Genomic DNA, 19,137 nt, shown 5'->3' with positions numbered 1-19,137 from the left:
TTTTTTTATGGGCTTAAATATTCAAAAAAATTAGAAATATTTAAACCTTGATCAACATTATTTTTTTGCAGCTTCGATTGATTTCAATACTTCAGCTTTAGCAACGTCAGCACTTTCCCAACCCGTTAATTTAACCCATTTTCCAGGTTCTAAATCCTTATAGTGTTGGAAAAAGTGTTCAATTTGATTGATCAATAATGCAGGAAGATCTGAATATTCTTGAACATCTTTATAAAGCGGTGTTAATTTTTCATGTGGAACAGCGATGAGTTTAGCATCGATACCGCCATCATCTTCCATGTTCAATTTACCGACAGGACGGCAACGAATCACTGAACCATGAACCAATGGATGTGGTGTAACAACCAATACGTCTAATGGGTCACCATCTTCAGACAAAGTATTTGGAACATAACCATAGTTCGCAGGATAGAACATTGCAGTACCCATAAAACGGTCTACAAACAACGCATCTGAATCTTTATCTACTTCATATTTAATTGGCGCTGCATTTGCAGGAATTTCAATAATTACGTAGATGTCATTTGGTGCATCTTTACCAGCAGGGATATTGCTATAGCTCATAGGATACTCTTTCAAGTGAGGTCTTATTTAAAATCTTGTCGATTATAACGCTAAATTGCGTAAACAGTTGCCGATTATACATTTTGCTTCATGAAAATGAACCTAGCATTAACCAGAAAAAAATCAGAAAAAATTTAGATCATCCGAATAATCAATAACAATAACAGAATCGGGCAAGCCATCGACAAGAACCAAATAATCGAACGAAGTGCAGATATATTGGCAAGGTAACAAATGCCGTAAATAATGCGTAATACAATATAAGCAATCCCCAGCATCATAATAAGATGTTGTGGAATCACCATATATTCAGCCATTAAAATAGCCGCAATAAACAGCGGTAAGCTTTCAAAGCTATTCTGTTGCACCGCATTGGCACGTGCAGCAAATCCTGTCGTTTTGGCTAAAAATTCACGTGGATTTTGATTATCTGCAAGTGTAAAACCGCCAGCAACTTTTGCGATGATGGTAAAAACATAAGGAAGTATGCAGGCAATTAGAATTAAATATATGATGCCATCTATCCCAGCCATGATCTGTTCTCATGAAGTATTAATGCGGGTTATCATAGCATGGCATTTACCGAATAATTTTTGTTAAATAAAGAGTTTTGCAAAATTGTGCAAAGAGGACATTATCGTGCAGCAAGATCAAAAAGAGTTGTTTGAAACTTTGGAAAAACAACGGCAACAGCAGGCTGAAATTGATCGCATATTGAAAATTGCTTTGCCGATTATGGCCTTTCTCCTCTGTGTGATCTGCGCAAATTATAATTGGCAATCTACCCTAGGCACTTTGATTGTTCTGACCGTTGCTTTCATTGCTGTAGGTATTAAACGGATGAATTTATATCTGTGGTTAGGCATTATTGCCGTGTATTGTTTAATTGATATTTATTTTAGCTATGGCAGTATTCCGCCCTCTGCCTTAGGTCGCCAAATGGGTACCATGCTGACTTTTACCGCTATCGTAGGTTATAGTCGCCCTTATATTGACGGGTGGTATATTCGTTCTAAAAACAACCAACTCTAAAGAATATTTTCCGAGACAATAAAAAAGCGCCACATTTGGCGCTTTTTTTATATTTGATACTAAATCAATTATTTACGTAAATCTTTACGTAAGATTTTACCTACGTTTGATTTTGGTAATTCATCCATAAATTCAACATAACGTGGGCGTTTATAACCTGTTAAGTTTTCTTTAGCATACTCAAGAACTTCTTCAGTTGTTAAAGATGGATCTTTTTTCACAACAAACAATTTAGGCACTTCACCTGATTTTTCATCAGGTACACCAATTGCAGCAACTTCAAGAACTTTAGGATGTGTTGCAATCACTTCTTCAATTTCAGAAGGATATACGTTAAATCCTGATACCAAAATCATATCTTTTTTACGATCTACGATTTTAAAGTAACCACGAGCATCCATAATACCGATGTCACCCGTACGGAAGAAACCATCTGCTGTCATGACTTTTGCAGTTTCATCAGGACGGTTCCAGTAACCCTTCATTACTTGAGGGCCACGAATCGAAATTTCACCTTGCTCACCTTGCGGTAAGTGATTTCCATCGTCATCTAAAATTGCAACATCAGTTAATGGTAATGGAATACCAATTGTGCCACTGAACTCAGTTGTTGCAGGTGGATTTGCAGTTGCAACAGGAGAAGTTTCAGATAAACCATAACCTTCAATAATAATCGTACCTGTTAACTTTTTCCAAGCATCAGCTGTCGATGGTAATACAGCCATACCGCCGCCCATCGCCATTTTAAGTTTGCTGAAATCAAGCTGTCTAAATTCTTCGTTATGTACCAATGCATTGAATAATGTATTTACAGCAGGGAAGAAACCAGGCTGATATTTACGTAATTCTTTAATTACCGCAGGTAAGTCACGTGGGTTCGGAATCAGAACGTTAGCCTGACCTTTGTACATACCGTAAAGTGCGCAAACCATGAAGGCAAAGATGTGATAAAGCGGTAATGCACAGAAGATACGATCATCTTTTGCACCATCGCCAACGCCAAATTTACTTTGGAAAATACCATCACATTGCAATAAGTTTGAAACCAAGTTGCGATGTGTAAGTTCAGCACCTTTAGAAACGCCAGTTGTACCACCTGTATATTGCAATACAGCAGTATCACTTAACGTCATACTTGGGCGTTTGTAGTTACTTGGATTTCCTTTAGATAATGCAGCATTGAACTTGATATGCCCAGGGATATTCCACGCTGGAATTTGCTTACGTACATTACGTAGAACAAAGTTAACCAAAGTTCCTTTTAAGGTACCTAACATATCACCAACAGAAGCAACAACAACATGCTTCACTGGTGTTTTGCCGATAATTGATTGGTAAACTGTTGCAAAATTTTCTACGATAACCAATGCTTCTGCACCAGAATCGTTCAATTGATGCTCTAACTCACGTGCAGTATAAAGTGGGTTAACATTCACCAACACCAAACCTGCACGGAATACCGCCAAGGCAACAACAGGATATTGAAGAACGTTTGGCATCATTACTGCAACTCGAGAGCCTTTTGCTAAACCAAGGCTTTGAAGATATGCAGCAAATTTACGGCTTGCTAGTTCAAGTTCACTGAACGACATCACTTTATCCATAAAGATAAAGGCATCACGTGAACCAAATTTCTGGAAATTACGCTCAAAAATGTCAATCAGCGAGGTATTTTCCGGCGGCAATTCTACTGTCTCTGGAATCCCAGTTTTTTGGTATTCAGCGAACCAAATCTTTTCCATAATGCCACATTCTCCAATCAGTAATCCTTGGTTTTAAACTATTTATCAATACTGAACATAATTTTTTAGTTTATTTCTGCTCAATATTACATCCATATTCACGAATACCTCTCATATATAACGTATTTCGATCACTGGATGCTAGTTTTATCTTTGAACCAACAGTCTATTTGCTTTTTGATATCCGCGTGGTAAGAGATGCCCTTTTGAAGCACGCTTAGCCACATATTTTTGCAGGTCTTCCCCTTTAAGTTTTAATTGCTGATTCCCTGCAAGCACTTGAATTATTTCATTTAAACTCACAGTTGTCATGGATAAAATCTGTTCTTTTCCTTCAAGTTGTATCAACTTGTTTCCTTTACCTTTATTGAGAACAGGTAATTCTGACAAATCAATTAAAAGTAAGCGACCTGACGAGCTAAGCACAGCTAAATGTGTATGATTTTCAATCATTAACAGTGGCATAGCCTTAGCATTATCCGCTACTGTTAAGAAGGTTTTACCTGCTTTAGCATTTGTATCTAACTGTTTCGCAGTTGACTTAAAACCATAACCATTAGAACTTACAGCAATAATTTCGTGATCATTCTCGCCAATAATTAACTGAATGAACCCGACACCATTGGCTGGAGAAAGTTTTGAACTGAGCGGTTCTCCTAGACCTCGTGCCGAAGGTAAGCTATTAATTGCTAAAGCATAACTCCGCCCAGTTTCATCTAAAATATACACTTTTTGGTTAGACTTGCCCTGAGCATGACTTAAATATTGATCCCCTGCTCGGAAATTCAGGTTTTCAGCTTCAACTTCATGTCCCTTAGCAGAGCGAATCCAACCTGCTTCTGAAAGGACAACCGTTACAGCTTCAGCAGGCATGAGGTCTTGTTCGCTGATGGCTTGCGCTTCTGAACGTAGCACGATTGGCGAACGGCGATCATCACCGAACTTTTTCGCATCTTCTTTTAATTCATCAATAATTAAAGACTTTAATGATTCAGGATTATCAAGTTGTTCACGAATCACCGCTGCTCTAGCTTCTAATTCTTCTTGCTCACGACGCATTTCCATTTCTTCAAGTTTTGCCAAATGGCGTAACTTGAGTTCTAAAATGGCTTCGGCTTGAATTTCATCAATATTAAAATGATCCATCAACACAGGTTTAGGTTGATCTTCTTCACGAATAATTTTGATCACTTCATCGATATTTAAAAAGGCGATGATTAAACCTTGCAGAATGTGTAAACGCTTTTCAATTTTATTGAGATGATATTGCAAACGTCGAGTGACCGTATTCTTACGGATTTCAATCCATTCTAATAAAATACGGCGAATCGATTTAACTTGTGGACGGCCATCTGCACCAATCATGTTCATATTGACACGATAGCTCGATTCTAAGTCTGTGGTTGCAAATAGATGGCTCATTACTGCTTCTGCATCAATACGATTTGAACGTAATACAACCACTAGTCGAGTCGGATTTTTATGATCGGATTCATCACGTAAATCACTGACCAAAGGCAATTTTTTCGCCTGCATTTGATCTGCGATTTGAGTAATCACTTTCGAGCCTGACACCTGATAAGGTAGCTCTGTGATCACAATTTCATTTTTTTCTATTTTATAAATTGCACGTGTGCGATAACTACCTCGCCCTGTAATTTGAATTTTTAATAATTCTTCAGGTGGCGTAATAATTTCGGCTTTAGTCGGTAAGTCAGGTGCTGGAATATATTCGGCAACTTTTTCATCGCTTAAATTCGGATTACGAATTAAAGCAATCGTTCCTTTAATGACTTCTCGTAAATTATGCGGTGGAATGTCTGTTGCCATACCGACCGCAATACCTGTCGTACCATTTAAAAGGATATTCGGTACACGTGCAGGTAAATTTACAGGTTCTTTCATCGAACCATCAAAGTTATCTTGCCAATCGCAAGTGCCTTGACCTAATTCTGCAAGTAATAAATCACTATAAGCAGAAAGCTTGGCTTCCGTATAACGCATCGCTGCGAATGATTTAGGATCATCAGGTGAACCCCAGTTGCCTTGCCCTTCAATAAATGGGTAGCGATAACTGAAGGGTTGTGCCATCAACACCATGGCTTCATAGCATGCTGAATCGCCATGAGGGTGGTATTTACCCAATACATCACCGACGGTACGTGCAGATTTTTTTGGCTTACCTGTGGGCTTTAAACCCAGCTCACTCATTGCAAAGACAATACGGCGCTGTACGGGTTTTAAACCATCACTGATATGTGGCAATGCACGATCCATAATCACGTACATGGCATAGTTTAGGTAAGCTTGTTCAGTAAATTCTGCTACGGAACGGTTTTCTGTCGCATGATGCGCAAGGCTTGTCATAACAACCTTTTATCCTAAATAAATTCGTTCTAAATGAATGTTTATGTATCTAAGTTCTTATGCTAAGTCGCAAGGTCTAACTACACAAGTGTAACTATGTTCCTCAACGACAATTTACGTCTTTAGATCTTTCTAATGACGTAAAATTATCCATTTTTGGGGAAATGAGCAACTTTTATTTAAGTTTATCTTTTTAAGTTAAAAGCCATTTATCCTCAAAGTGATAATAATCTAAATATTCTTAAACTTATTTAATCTCACAAACCTAGCCTTTACCGACTGAATACAATAGCTCACGATCCAACCAACACCATATAGAAAAAATAAAGTAAGCGGGATAATCAAAACATAAGCCATAACCCAATTCAGCTTCACCAATATGGGTTCTAATCCTAAAAAATCTAATGCTGCTAATTGAGTCACAATAGGTAACTGTAAGAAAACAAAATTTCCTTTGTTATCTGTCATTGGATCTAAAGCGATATAAAGACAAAATAAAGTCGCTAAAATATATAAAATGCAAAGGCTTATACCTATCTTAATTTTCACTATTTTCTCCTTAATATTTTTAAATTTATCTAAAAATATTTATTATTCATATTTTCTTAACATTTAACTTTAAAAAAACTAAACGAATGGATAGATGATATAGATCACCTACCCATTCACTTATACACTTTTCTTTTATATTATTTTCAATAATGCCCTACAACCCGATCTCTTCTAAAGTCTTGCCTTTGGTTTCCTCACCCAAAATTAAAATCACTGCAGCTACAGCGAAAAGTACCGCAGTAAACATCATAAACACTGCACTAAAACCATTCGATGCCACCATCATATGCGTCACAACCAAAGGTGCAACTATACCGCCGATACGCCCAATTGCAGATGCCCAACCTGAACCAAATGCACGAATATTGGTTGGGTATTGTTCAGGTGTATAGGTATATAAAACGCCCCATGCACCCAAATTAAAGAACGACATCAAACACCCCCACAACATAATCATATTGACTGAGGTAGCCTGTCCAAAGAAATACGCCGAAACAGCACACATCCCAATAAAGCCTGCCAATGTCGCTTTACGGCCCAGTTTTTCAACCAACCAAGCGGCAACAACATAACCTGGCAATTGCGCCAAAATCATTCCCAAAACATATTCAAAAGACTGCACAATGCTGTAGCCTTGCTTCACTAAAAGGCTTGGTAACCACGTAAAAATACCGTAATACGAAAATACGATTCCAAACCAAATCAACCATAGCATGAGTGTCCGTTTTGCAAATGGATTTGACCAAAGCTGTGAAAATGAAACACTTTGCTTCGTTGCAACAGGCTTGACTTCAATGGTTTCTATGACTTCCACACCGCATTGACGTTCTAATTTTTGTACTAATTCATGTGCTTCTTGGATTCGTCCACGATTAATCAAATAAGGAATAGATTCAGGTACTTTCTTTAAAATCATAAAAACATAAAGCGCAGGCAAACCACCAATTAAAAAGGCAATATGCCAACCATAATCTGGAATCACAAAATAAGAAATAAGAGCGGCAACTAACCAGCCTAAACCCCAAAAACTTTCTAAAAGAACAATAAAACGCCCTCGCACTTGTGCAGGAATATATTCACTGACCAATGTCACTGCGACAGGAAGTTGTCCACCTAACCCCAAGCCGACAATAAAGCGGCATACCAAGAGCCATGTTAAATTCGGTGCAAAAGCACATAAAGCCGTAGCAATACTATAGGTCACCAAAGTAATCGCAAATACTGTACGTCGTCCAATTCTATCTGCCAGTCCGCCAGAAAATACTGCACCAATCGCCATGCCAACAAAGCCGATAGACACTACCCAACCTTTTTCAGTTGGTGTCATCTGCCATTCTTCAGCCATTTTAGTGAGAATGAACGAAATTAGACCTGTATCCATCGCATCAAACATCCACCCCAAGCCAATTACCCAGAGCAAGGTATAGTGAAATCTACCAATAGGAAGACGTTGTACGCGCGATACTAAATCCATAACGATTTCTCTGGCCATGCTAAAAGTGGAGGGATTGCTATTACAACAAGATTTCTTATTTTAATCGTGATTACGATGATCTTGATAGCAAGATCATCGTTTCAATTATCGTAAATCTAATATCGTAAATCTAAAAGTGAAGTTTTTATCTTTCTTAATCAGCTTTCATCTTTAGATGATGCAGAGTGCTCATCATCATCTTTATAAATGAATTTAGGCATTTCCAATCCAAAATAGATGGCAATACAACGTAATGCAAAACCAAAGACCAACGTAGAAATTACGGTAATTTCCAGTGATAAACCGACATCAATACAGAACCAATAGAAAATCACAGCGACAAAAGAAATTGAAGCATATAACTCACGGCGGAAAACGAGAGGCACGTCATTACATAAAATATCACGCAAAATACCGCCTGATACCCCAGTTAATACACCTGCAACGGCTGACACCACAAAACCATGTCCCATTTGCAAAGCAATCTGACAACCAATGATGGTAAAACCTATCAGACCTAAAGCATCCAGTAGTAGAAAAATGGAATGTAGATGTTTCATCCATTTGGCAATGATAATGGTCACAAAAGCGGCACAGCACGTTAAAACTAAATATTCAGGATGTTTAACCCAAGTGAGCGGATAATGCCCTAATAAAACATCACGAACTGAACCGCCACCCAATGCAGTGACGCAAGCGATCAAAACCACTCCGAACCAGTCCATACTGCGTCGTCCTGCGGATAACGCACCAGTCATGGCTTCTGCTGTAATGGCGATAATATAAATTATAGTGAGTAACATTTCCCTTCATCCACTGATGGGTAAAAGATGCGCGCTATTTTAAGGCATCTTTTGAAAAAAACTACAGGTATTGCGCACAACATTGTTTAAATTTCTTCGCAGATCCACAAATACAAGCCTGTTTCATGGTGATCTGTTGATTAGTCGTGGGATCTAAGAAATACCATGCACCATCATGTTTTACAAAATGAGAAACTTCATGATGAATTTGAGCTTGTTTTCCATCATGGTAATGTGCTTTAAATTCAACTTGGGCATGGTTTTTATCTATTTTTTCATTTGATTGAACCACTTCGAGTTTTAACCATTGATTGGCTTTGCTCCAGTCCGCAATAGCTTGAACATCCAAAGCTTGTTGCTGTCCAATTGCAGTAGTTTTCACAATATAATCAATTTGATACTTAGCAAATGCGCTATAGCGTGAACGCATCAACTGTATTGCTGTTTCTGCTGTTTTTTTGCCTGAATGCAAAATTTCGCAACATTCACTATACAGTGCTGAACCACATGGGCAAGAGAGACTGGTCATGTAAATACTCAAAAGTTGAATACGATAAATGATAATTCAAGATCAGAATTTTTCTTAAATTTTTTATTTAAATGTAGAAATAACAACTTTTGTTAATTCATCTTTGGCAATATTTTTAAAAAGATTACCGTGTGCAGCGACAACGTGTACAAAGTCTAAATTCAATAACTGTTCAAAGTCAGATTTCAAGCTGTCTTTTTGTGTTGAGACTTTTTTGAACCAAGGTCCTCCAATAAACAATTTCAAACGAAATCCCATTAGATACAACATAATTTTACTGAGAAAACTCATATACTTCCAATCATCCCAATATTGAATACTATCCGTAGTAATCAACAATTGATGATCTTCTAACAAAAGTGCGGCCTCTGGATATTTTGCTGATTCAAAAATAAAAAACTGACTATTTTTAATGGGTGAAATACTATTTTTATCAATTATTCGATTCGGTATTAAATCAGGATAAGTTCGATGATTATCTTGACTCCAAAATGTCGGTTGAAATTGATCTATATAAAACTGATCATCCAAACCATGAAAATCGCCCAAACGAATTAAATGTTTAACTTTTCCTAATTGGTTCAATTGTTTTAATCCTTGTTCATTCAAGCGAACAGCATTAATCAAAATTAAATCTTCCTCTTGCTTTACAATGAGCATATTACGATTCATCTGCAACATTGGTGCAATTTTTATACTGCCACGTAACAAATAAACTTGTGGAAATATTTCAATGATTGGGTCTTGTGGTGTTACTGAACTATATTTCATCATCTTGTTTGCACTTATATTATTAATAATTAGACTTCTATTTCTTACATACTTTATATTTAAAAAAAGCCAGTCTTTCAACTGGCTTCTTTTATATGACTTCAATTTCAATACATCTTACGATACATGAATGGCTACTCATCATCTTTAGGTTTAAGTGCCATAATATGTACCTTCTCAATCTTATGGCCATCCATCGTGACCACTTCAAACTCATAACCATCTGCTTGAAGTTTTTGACCATTTTCAGGCAAACGACCTAAATGGAACAAGATATAACCTGAAAGCGTTGAATACTGTTCAGAGTCATCCACCAAATCACGACCGAGTAGCAAAGACACATGACGAATATCAGTTGAACCTTCTAGTATTAAAGACCCATCTGCAAGACTTTCTGCTGCATTTTCTAGCTCATCTTCATCGGGGAATTCACCAGCAATCGCTTCCAATACATCAATCGGTGTTGCGATCCCTTCGATTGAACCATATTCATTCAGAACAATCGCCATTTGCAAAGGTGCTTGACGAAGCTGTTCCATCACCATCAGCACTTGTGCATTTTCATGCACAATAACAGGCTCACGTAAATGCTTCTCAAAATCTAGGATACCCGTTTCAATATAGTCATTTAAAACTTTATGAGTGAGCACGACACCTGCAATATTGTCGAGTTCACCATGAGCAACGATCAAACGAGAGTGCGTCATCGACATTAAATTCTCTTTGATTGAAGCAGCATCATCATCTAAATCAATCCACTCAAGCTCAGGTCGTGGCGTCATAACGGACTTCACAGGACGCTCAGATAACCCCAAAACGCCTTGCACCATGACACTGTGATATACGCCATTTTCAGGATCAAACATCTCATCAGCCAAGGCTTGCGTTGCAAGGACATTGTCAGCTTTATGGTTTTGACTGTCTGTCGTGTTTAGACTTTTACCCCCCAACATGCGCATCACAGCAGAAGCGGTACGGAAGCGTAAATCTGTCGTCGTCACAGTCTTTTCTTGGTTTTTCCGCATGGTTTGGTTAAAGAACTCAATCATCACGGAGAAACCAATGGCAGCGTACAAATAGCCTTTCGGAATATGATAGCCAAAGCCTTCTACGATGAGCGAGAAACCAATCATCATCAAGAAACATAGACATAAAATCACAATGGTCGGATGCTTATTCACAAACTCCATCAGTGGTTTCGAAGCCCACAACATAACGCCTACAGCAATCACAACAGCAATCATCATCACGGAAAGCTGCTTCACCATTCCTACAGCAGTAATGACACTATCCAAAGAGAAAACTGCATCTAAAACCACAATTTGGACGATCACCATCCAAAATGCAGCATGTACAGGATTCTCTTCTTTGATCTGCCCCTGACCTTCTAATTGTTCGCGTAATTCCATTGTTCCTTTGAACAATAAGAACACGCCACCGAACAATAGAATTAAGTCACGCCCAGAAAAGGCATGATCTACGATGTAGAATAAAGGCTGCGTTAGGGTAATCACCCATGCAATGGATGCCAATAACACCATACGCATACACAGCGCTAAGAGCAGTCCGAGAATACGAGCCTTATTACGCTGTTCTGGCGGTAATTTTTCCGCAAGAATAGCAATAAATACAAGGTTATCGATCCCTAAAACAATTTCTAGAATGACTAAAGTCGCAAGACCAACCCATGCAGATGGATCAGACATCCATTCGAGTATCATTGATCGAGCTCCATTGCATTTGATTCTGATTTTGCTTTAAAAAAAGAAGATTTGAAGCGGTACTTCAGCAAGTTTTGTACTTTTATTATGTCGGAAAATTGAGCACTTTCTAAGCGACTACAACCACTACCCATGTTGATTCATTTGTTGAGAAACAAGCGTTCAGTATAGGCAATTCAGATAAAAAATTCATCTTTTTTATGTTGATTTATATGAATCAAACCCATGCAGAAACAATACAAAAACTTGCAAAATTTAAGGGTCATGCTCTGCTATTGTCATATTTCCGTCTTAGATGGGCCTTAGAGTAGTGCGAAGTATAAGAACATGATAAGTTAAGGTGAAAAAATAATTTATGAATAGTGTATTACCTGCAATGATGAACGAATCTTTCGAACTCGACCAATCCAACCCAAAAACGACTCAAACTTTAATCGCGCTTTATTGTGGTTCTCGATTTGGAAATAAGCCGATTTATAAAGAAAAAGCCATTCATCTTGCAAAAAGCCTTGCTGAACAAGGTTTTGGTATTGTTTATGGTGGCGCAAGTATTGGTCTGATGGGACAAGTCGCAGATACAGTGACTGAGTACGGTGGTGAAGTCGTTGGTGTAATTCCAGAATTCATGTTGGACTATGAAATTGCACATAGCACCTTGACCGAACTTCATATTGTACAAACCATGCATGAGCGTAAAGCCATGATGGCAGAGCGTGCCAGTGCATTTGTCGCACTACCTGGTGGTCTTGGGACTTTTGAAGAAATTTTAGAAGTTGCCACTTGGGGGCAATTGAATCAGCATCAAAAACCAATGATGCTCTATAACGTAAATGGCTTTTATGACCCTATGATTGCGCAACTGGATCATGCCGTAGAAGAAGGTTTTTTACCTCCTCAACATCGTGCCAAACTGATTGTATGCAATCACGCAGATCAAATTGTGAATGCAATTAAAAGTTTGAAATCCCCAAAACAATTTATTGCATAAGTTTGTAGCAATACTTGAAACCCATTCGCCCTTGTAAAAGGGCTTTTTTATAGATCTCAATAAGGGTATTACATTTTAATTCGTTAATTCGTTAATTCGTTAATTCGTTAATTCGTTAATTCGTTAATTCGTTAATTCGTTAATTCGTTAATTCGTTAATTCGTTAATTCGTTAATTCGTTAATTCGTTAATTCGTTAATTCGTTAATTCGTTAATGTTGAAACATTTGCCAACTATAAATCAAACCTACAGCTGCAATAGCCCACCCCAAAGTTGCAATGCCTAAACACGACCACATCGAAAGTTTGGTTGCCAATAGATAAACCAAGAGCAGATAAATAAAGTAAGGTATCAAAGACCACAAACCAAATAATGCAGTTTGTTTTAGTGCTTCTGCACCCTTTTCTTGCGTGACAATGACATGAGCGATTAATGCAAAAGTAGGAAATAAAGGCACTAAGCCTGCAATATAAAAGGCTTTACTTTTTGAAAGGATTGAAATCAATAAAACAACTGCTGCACCCAAGACACATTTCAAAAATAAAGACAGCATTAAAAAACTCTGCGCTACAGAACAAGTAACAGAGTTTACGCCAAGTCTAGGAAATTAGAATTACATTTCAATGTTTAGGCTAAAGTTAACGTCAGTTCGGGATAGATTTTGATGTAAGTTATTGAAAAGATAGATCAGGCACAGCGGAGTCTCACCGTTTAAAGTCAGATGCAAGGACTAACCTTCGGTTCGACCTACTTTTCTTTCGGGAAAAGTAGGCAAAACCATTTGTCAGTCGCCAACTCGACAGATACCATCAAGTATCTAATATCTTGCAAAAACAGTATATTGCAGATGTAGTCCTGCCTCGAACAATGCGACTGACGTTTCCGTGTATCATATAGCTGGGAACATATCTTATCCCGAACTCAGGTTAAATTTAATTTAAATGAGACTATGCAGCATTAAACCCGATGACGTAATTTATTACGGTAAATAAAGGCAAAACAAGCAAATACCAAAGCAATACCAAAAAACCAAATCAATTTATAATTGGAGCGAGCCATGCTCATATCTGAACGATAAGCGCTTTCAGAAATTATCGGTTTTACTGAATTGGAATGATCTGTGACTAAGACACGATTAAAGTCTAACTCATTCAATTGTGCAGGTTTATCACCTCTACCCACCAAGACATAAGCCGCCACGATATTAAAATCAACAGGGTTTTGAACTGCTATTTTTACTTTTGTCGGTTCATAACTGTTGTATTCAGGAATCCAATCATTCACTTGACTATAAATACGAATCGTATCTTCTTCTTCCAAAATTGGATCTTCAATTTTTTGTTCGGTTTCTTTTTCAATAAATTGTCTTAATTGTTTAAATTGATTCAAAGAATAATAACGTGTTTCCGTTAAATCTTCTGCAATCAATTGTTTGCTAAGTACATGCTCACTGGCATTGGCTTTATTTAATAAACCTTGATTTTCAATTAAAAAATCAACTTTGGATGTCGGCCCTGGATAATTTTGCTTTCCTATCAAATAAACCGCTGTCCAAATATGATCGCTCGCTTGAACATTTTCCAATTCAATTTCGTAGCGTTGTTCTGGTTTAATTTTTAGAATTTGTTGGAATACCACTTGTGAGGTTTCTTCAGCCCACACATAGCTAGAAAATGTACAACAAATCACCACCATGATTTTCCGTATATCCATTTTCCACCCCACAAATGTGATTTTATTCGCATATTTTACACAACCAACACCCTACATCACAACAACATTGTCTAACGATTATTCTTTTTTACATGAATGATGAATTAAACCATATGTCAAAAAGACCTTAACCCCGCAACAAACATGCTTAGGATGTAGTGATTCATCTCTGCACAAATGCGTTCACTTATGCATAAACAATGAATTTATTTGCTCAGATGAGCATACAATTACTTCATTTAATTAAACTTTCTTGAAAAACATTTCATCTAATGGCTTTACTATTGATGATTGCTTAAAAGTTGTATATCCCTATTTTTAAGTATTTGATGTTCAATTCAGTTTCAATATATGTGCTAAGTCCTTCATAAATATTGATGAAATATGCATTAAACCACCTCAAAGGCATCAATCTGATATCTCTCTTGAAAAACAATATTACAAAAGTTCTCTATTCGATTTATTGAGATCATTGACACTAAAGCCAAGCAATATATTGTTTTAATTAATTTTTTATATTTATTGAGAATATACTTTAATCAACTTTACTCAAATGCTGAATAGAACAATCCATGACAGCTTGTTATCATGTCTCAAAATAAAGCTATTGTGTATTTCAATTTGAAAGACACAAATTGTCGCTAAAAAAATATTTTTTACAGCTTGAACAAAATTAAATCGCTATCATATACCACCTTCATTTGCATAATTTCGAGAAAGTTTTATGAGCCAAAGTCATATCCGTATTCGAGGCGCACGAACCCATAATTTAAAAAACGTGTCACTCGATATTCCACGCGACAAGTTTGTGGTAATTACGGGACTCTCAGGCTCAGGAAAGTCGTCATTGGCTTTCGATACCTTATATGCCGAAGGTCAGCGTCGTTATGTAGAATCCTTATCTGCCTATGCACGTCAGTTCCTTTCACAAATGGAAAAACCTGAAGTTGATTCAATTGAAGGTTTAAGTCCTGCGATTGCAATTGAACAAAAATCAACCAGTCATAACCCACGTTCTACGGTGGGAACAATTACTGAAATTTACGATTATTTGCGTCTACTTTATGCACGTGTAGGGACACCGTATTGCCCTGAACATGATTTACCGATGGTGGCACAAACAGTATCTGAAATGGTTGATGCAGTTAAAGCGCTTGAAGAAGGCACTGCGCTGATGTTGCTCGCTCCTGTGGTACGTGAGCGTAAAGGTGAATACAGTAATTTATTTGAACAATTGCAGAGTCAGGGCTTTGTTCGTGCACGTGTCGATGGTGAAGTGATTGATATTGATACACCACCTGAATTGGATAAAAAGAAAAAACACACCATTGAAGTGGTGGTCGATCGTTTTAAAGTTCGTGATGATTTAGGCAATCGCATTGCAGAATCTTTTGAAACCGCACTGCGCTTAGGTGGTGATATTGCTGTTTTATCTTGGATGAACGGTGAACATCCTGAGCGTGTTTTTTCAGCAAAACACTCTTGCCCTCAATGTGACCGTGCTGTTGCGGAATTAGAGCCTCGTCTGTTCTCATTCAACAATCCATTTGGTGCATGTCCTGTCTGTGATGGTTTAGGAACACGTAGTCATTTTAGTGCTGAAAAATTAATTCCAAGCCCTGATGTATCAATCAGCCAAGGTGCAATCCGAGGTTGGGACAGACAACGCCCGTATTACTACAGCATGATTCAAAAAGTGGCTGAGCATTTTGGCTTTTCTTTGGATACGCCTTGGAATGAATTGGATGCGGATACCAAAAAGAAATTTTTATATGGTACAGGCAAAGAAAAAGTAGATTTAAGTTATATCGATGAACGTGGTCGTAAACATAATCGTGTGCAACCTTTTGAAGGGATTTTGCCACATTTAGAACGTCGCTATCGTGAAACAGAATCAAACTATGTCCGTGATGATCTGGCACAGTACCTGTCTAATGCGGCATGTGATGCCTGCGGTGGATCACGTCTGAATGAAATTTCACGCCATGTTCGGGTTAAAGACAAAACCATTGCCCAAATTACTAAAATGTCGATTGGTGATGCTGAAAGTTATTATCAAGATTTAAATCTTGATGGTGCAAAAGGCGAAATTGCCGATAAGATTTTTAAAGAAATTCGTGAGCGTTTACATTTCTTAGTTTCAGTAGGTTTGAATTATTTAAGTCTTTCTCGTTCAGCAGAAACATTGTCTGGTGGTGAAGCGCAACGTATTCGTTTGGCTTCGCAAATCGGCGCAGGTTTGATGGGTGTGATGTATGTCCTCGATGAACCATCGATTGGTCTGCATCAGCGTGATAATGATCGCCTACTTGAAACCTTAGTCCGTTTACGTGATTTGGGGAATACCGTTTTAGTCGTTGAGCATGATGAAGATGCGATTCGTGCAGCAGATCATATTATCGATATTGGCCCTGGTGCTGGTATTCATGGTGGTCATGTGATTGCTGAAGGGACGTATGATGAAATCCTTGCGAATAGTGAATCGCTCACAGGTCAGTATTTATCAGGTAAATTGAAAATTGAAGTGCCGAAAAAGCGTACTGAACCACCAAAACCAGAAGAACAAATTAAATTGATGGGTGCTGCGGGTCATAACCTACAAAATGTGGATTTAGTTATTCCTTTAGGTGTGATGACCTGTGTCACGGGTGTGTCTGGTTCAGGTAAATCAACGTTGATTAATCGTACTTTATTACCTTTAGCAGCGACACAGCTCAATGGTGCAACTACTTTAACGGCTGAAAAATTTGACTCGATTGATGGTCTGCAATTCCTAGATAAAGTGGTTGATATTGATCAAAGCCCGATTGGTCGTACACCTCGCTCTAACCCTGCAACGTATACGGGTTTGTTTACCCCGATTCGTGAATTGTTTGCGCAAACACCTGAAGCCAAAGCACGGGGTTATGCTGCGGGACGTTTCTCATTTAATGTGAAAGGTGGTCGTTGTGAAGCCTGCGAAGGTGACGGCATGATCAAAGTGGCAATGCACTTTTTACCTGATATGTATGTGCCTTGTGATAATTGTCATGGTGAACGTTATAACCGTGAAACTTTAGAAGTGGGTTATAAGGGTAAAAATATTTCAGATGTACTGAATATGACAGTTGAAGATGCCATGCATTTCTTTGATGCGATTCCTGTCATTCATCGTCGTTTGGAAACATTGAATCAAGTGGGTTTGGGCTATATTCGTTTAGGTCAGTCTGCAACGACTCTATCAGGTGGTGAAGCGCAGCGTGTGAAATTGGCACGTGAACTTGCGAAGCGTGATACGGGTAAGACGTTGTATATCTTGGATGAACCCACTACAGGTCTACATTTCCATGACATTGCTAAACTGTTAGATATCCTTCATGAGCTTCGCAATAAGGGCAATACCATTGTGGTAATTGAGCATAATTTGGATGTGATCAAGACTGCTGACTGGGTGATTGATTTGGGCCCTGAAGGTGGTGCAGGTGGTGGGATGATTATTGCAGAAGGTACACCTGAACATGTAGTGAAATCTAAAGTTTCACATACTGCGAAGTTTTTGAAGCCGTTGTTGAAGTGATATAAACGGGCTCGTAAGAGCCCTTTTTAGTTATCCAATCTTTGGATTAAATACTCCATATATTTTTGAAAAAACTCATCTTCCTGAGCCTTATCTCTATAGATATTAGTAATTATTTCACGAATTTTTTTACTAATTTCAGAGTCTTCCTCTCTGTTTAATACTTTTTTAACAATATAGCTACTATTAAATGATTCAAATCTTAAATCTTGAGATATCTCATGGAAAAGAAATTTCTCCCATTCGTCCTTAGTTGCTTTGTTAACTGATAGTGTATCTTTATCACTCCAAGCTTGATTAATATATATTTTAAAAATTGCATCTTTTAGTTGTGGAAGCTTTTCTTTAGTAGATTCAAAATTCTGTATGAAATCTTTAAATACTGTCCTTATTTCACCAAAACTTTCATTTATTCGAAATTGAGATATATTTTTTTCCATTTTTTCGTTGAGCCAATCAATAATTTCTTGTTCCAAAGCCGTTACATCTTTGTTGAAAATTTCTAAAATTTTTAAAGCAAAACTTAAATTACTTAGATTCTCTATTCCTATCACAAGCCTTGTTTTTTCATAAAAATTATCTGGAAATTTTTTATCAACCTTTAATCCCCAAAAGTCTTCACAGCCTTGATGAAAATTATCTTTATGTTTATTGTTCTCTTCCGAAATTAAAGTAGAGTTTGCCAATTGATTTAATAATTCAAAATCTAACATACCTACCTGATTAAACCATTTTTTAAATTCATTAAGCCATTCATCTGACCATAAAAAGTATGAATTAATCGAGAATAGACTGTCATAGGTTTTAACTTTTTGTTCTGACCAGTCTTTTTGCTTATCTTTTATTGTTATTTTTACATCTTCCCAATCAAACTCATAAGAAATTCCAAATTCCTCAATAAAATAGCCTTGTAAAATCCGAACAAAAATTATTTCTTTTGTCGAGTCTGCAACTGTTTCAGGTAATTGTTCTCGAAATTGCTTATATAATTTAATGACTTTTTGAAAAAACCTAAAATTATGAATACCTAACTCATCTGCAAACTTCACCATTAAGTCAACTAATGAATCATCTATGTCTTTTGCATTTTCACGAATCAAAGGTTCTACAGATGTAATCTTTATTGTTTCATCTATTAACTTTTCCTTATATTCAGCGTATTTTTCTTTATTCTTCTCCTCAGTTTTAGTCTCATCTAAAATCAAAATAATCTGACAATTCTTCTCTAATTTAAGTTGGTTTGCTAAACCCATAACATCTTTGATATCAAGCTTATTTGACATTCGCTCAAAGTCATCAAAACA

16 protein-coding genes are annotated in these 19,137 nt (G+C 37.3%); 3 read left to right on the top strand and 13 right to left on the bottom strand.

Annotated features, from left to right (window positions below; genetic code table 11):
- Nucleotides 1-57: 57 nt before the first annotated feature.
- Nucleotides 58-585: an inorganic diphosphatase gene (ppa, locus tag GGG_RS0116215; protein ID WP_010116742.1), complete on the bottom strand. Its 528-nt coding sequence runs from the start codon at nt 583-585 to the stop codon at nt 58-60.
- 134 nt (nt 586-719) lie between these two features.
- A complete protein-coding gene (locus GGG_RS0116210) occupies nt 720-1,118 on the bottom strand; it encodes an MAPEG family protein (protein ID WP_010116740.1) in 399 nt (132 codons plus the stop codon).
- Nucleotides 1,119-1,221: 103 nt separating this feature from the next.
- Between GGG_RS0116210 and GGG_RS0116205 the strand changes: the two genes are divergently transcribed.
- Nucleotides 1,222-1,617 (top strand): hypothetical protein, encoded by a 396-nt coding sequence (locus GGG_RS0116205; RefSeq protein ID WP_029574645.1) that lies wholly within the window; start codon nt 1,222-1,224, stop codon nt 1,615-1,617.
- A 68-nt stretch (nt 1,618-1,685) separates the two neighbouring features.
- Here GGG_RS0116205 and GGG_RS0116200 read toward each other — a convergent pair whose 3' ends face one another.
- The 8 genes from GGG_RS0116200 to GGG_RS0116165 all read right to left on the bottom strand — a co-directional run bounded on the left by GGG_RS0116200 (nt 1,686) and on the right by GGG_RS0116165 (nt 11,576).
- Nucleotides 1,686-3,359 carry a long-chain-fatty-acid--CoA ligase gene (locus tag GGG_RS0116200; protein WP_010116736.1) on the bottom strand — a complete coding sequence of 558 codons (1,674 nt, stop codon included), beginning with the start codon at nt 3,357-3,359 and terminating at the stop codon, nt 1,686-1,688.
- A gap of 147 nt (nt 3,360-3,506) precedes the next feature.
- Nucleotides 3,507-5,726, bottom strand: coding sequence for a DNA topoisomerase IV subunit A (gene parC / locus GGG_RS0116195; protein ID WP_010116734.1), 2,220 nt, complete (start codon nt 5,724-5,726; stop codon nt 3,507-3,509).
- A 231-nt stretch (nt 5,727-5,957) separates the two neighbouring features.
- The gene (locus tag GGG_RS0116190) at nt 5,958-6,275 is read right to left on the bottom strand and encodes a hypothetical protein (protein WP_010116732.1); all 318 of its coding nucleotides are present in this window, start codon (nt 6,273-6,275) and stop codon (nt 5,958-5,960) included.
- Between the two features lie 157 nt (nt 6,276-6,432).
- The gene (locus tag GGG_RS0116185; protein WP_010116730.1) at nt 6,433-7,752 is read right to left on the bottom strand and encodes an MFS transporter; all 1,320 of its coding nucleotides are present in this window, start codon (nt 7,750-7,752) and stop codon (nt 6,433-6,435) included.
- A gap of 158 nt (nt 7,753-7,910) precedes the next feature.
- Nucleotides 7,911-8,555, bottom strand: a complete 645-nt coding sequence (locus tag GGG_RS0116180) for a trimeric intracellular cation channel family protein (protein ID WP_010116728.1) — start codon at nt 8,553-8,555, stop codon at nt 7,911-7,913.
- 61 nt (nt 8,556-8,616) lie between these two features.
- Entirely contained in the window at nt 8,617-9,084 is a 468-nt protein-coding gene (locus GGG_RS0116175) for a YchJ family protein (protein WP_010116727.1), read from the bottom strand.
- A 63-nt stretch (nt 9,085-9,147) separates the two neighbouring features.
- Complete coding sequence (locus tag GGG_RS0116170; RefSeq protein ID WP_264650128.1) at nt 9,148-9,936, bottom strand: hypothetical protein; 789 nt, start codon at nt 9,934-9,936, stop codon at nt 9,148-9,150.
- Between the two features lie 53 nt (nt 9,937-9,989).
- Nucleotides 9,990-11,576: a TerC family protein gene (locus GGG_RS0116165; RefSeq protein WP_010116725.1), complete on the bottom strand. Its 1,587-nt coding sequence runs from the start codon at nt 11,574-11,576 to the stop codon at nt 9,990-9,992.
- 355 nt (nt 11,577-11,931) lie between these two features.
- Between GGG_RS0116165 and GGG_RS0116155 the strand changes: the two genes are divergently transcribed.
- On the top strand, nt 11,932-12,564 hold the full coding sequence (locus tag GGG_RS0116155) for a TIGR00730 family Rossman fold protein (protein WP_010116724.1): 633 nt from the start codon (nt 11,932-11,934) through the stop codon (nt 12,562-12,564).
- A 211-nt stretch (nt 12,565-12,775) separates the two neighbouring features.
- On the opposite strand, the gene GGG_RS0116150 is transcribed toward GGG_RS0116155, so the two are convergent.
- Nucleotides 12,776-13,117: a GlpM family protein gene (locus tag GGG_RS0116150; protein WP_010116722.1), complete on the bottom strand. Its 342-nt coding sequence runs from the start codon at nt 13,115-13,117 to the stop codon at nt 12,776-12,778.
- A 404-nt stretch (nt 13,118-13,521) separates the two neighbouring features.
- Entirely contained in the window at nt 13,522-14,277 is a 756-nt protein-coding gene (locus tag GGG_RS0116145; protein WP_029574644.1) for a hypothetical protein, read from the bottom strand.
- Between the two features lie 724 nt (nt 14,278-15,001).
- Here GGG_RS0116145 and uvrA point away from each other — a divergent pair.
- Nucleotides 15,002-17,833 (top strand): excinuclease ABC subunit UvrA, encoded by a 2,832-nt coding sequence (uvrA, locus tag GGG_RS0116140; RefSeq protein WP_010116718.1) that lies wholly within the window; start codon nt 15,002-15,004, stop codon nt 17,831-17,833.
- 26 nt (nt 17,834-17,859) lie between these two features.
- Here uvrA and GGG_RS0116135 read toward each other — a convergent pair.
- Nucleotides 17,860-19,137: hypothetical protein (locus tag GGG_RS0116135; protein ID WP_010116716.1), on the bottom strand; the 1,278-nt coding region annotated here is incomplete at its 5' end.

Source organism: Acinetobacter sp. P8-3-8 (genome assembly GCF_000214135.1).
GTDB lineage: Bacteria > Pseudomonadota > Gammaproteobacteria > Pseudomonadales > Moraxellaceae > Acinetobacter.
Note: the sequence above shows the minus strand (reverse complement) of the source record. Positions and strands in the feature narration are given on the sequence as shown.

Bases quoted from the DNA above. Each gene is read 5' to 3' on its own strand.
- GGG_RS0116180 (WP_010116728.1), bottom strand. From the start codon at position 8,555: ATGTTACTCACTATAATTTATATTATCGCCATTACAGCAGAAGCCATG.
- parC (WP_010116734.1), bottom strand. From the start codon at position 5,726: ATGACAAGCCTTGCGCATCATGCGACAGAAAACCGTTCCGTAGCAGAA.
- GGG_RS0116150 (WP_010116722.1), bottom strand. From the start codon at position 13,117: ATGCTGTCTTTATTTTTGAAATGTGTCTTGGGTGCAGCAGTTGTTTTA.
- GGG_RS0116185 (WP_010116730.1), bottom strand. From the start codon at position 7,752: ATGGATTTAGTATCGCGCGTACAACGTCTTCCTATTGGTAGATTTCAC.
- GGG_RS0116175 (WP_010116727.1), bottom strand. From the start codon at position 9,084: ATGACCAGTCTCTCTTGCCCATGTGGTTCAGCACTGTATAGTGAATGT.
- GGG_RS0116200 (WP_010116736.1), bottom strand. From the start codon at position 3,359: ATGGAAAAGATTTGGTTCGCTGAATACCAAAAAACTGGGATTCCAGAG.
- GGG_RS0116145 (WP_029574644.1), bottom strand. From the start codon at position 14,277: ATGGATATACGGAAAATCATGGTGGTGATTTGTTGTACATTTTCTAGC.
- GGG_RS0116210 (WP_010116740.1), bottom strand. From the start codon at position 1,118: ATGGCTGGGATAGATGGCATCATATATTTAATTCTAATTGCCTGCATA.
- GGG_RS0116155 (WP_010116724.1), top strand. From the start codon at position 11,932: ATGAATAGTGTATTACCTGCAATGATGAACGAATCTTTCGAACTCGAC.
- ppa (WP_010116742.1), bottom strand. From the start codon at position 585: ATGAGCTATAGCAATATCCCTGCTGGTAAAGATGCACCAAATGACATC.
- uvrA (WP_010116718.1), top strand. From the start codon at position 15,002: ATGAGCCAAAGTCATATCCGTATTCGAGGCGCACGAACCCATAATTTA.
- GGG_RS0116165 (WP_010116725.1), bottom strand. From the start codon at position 11,576: ATGATACTCGAATGGATGTCTGATCCATCTGCATGGGTTGGTCTTGCG.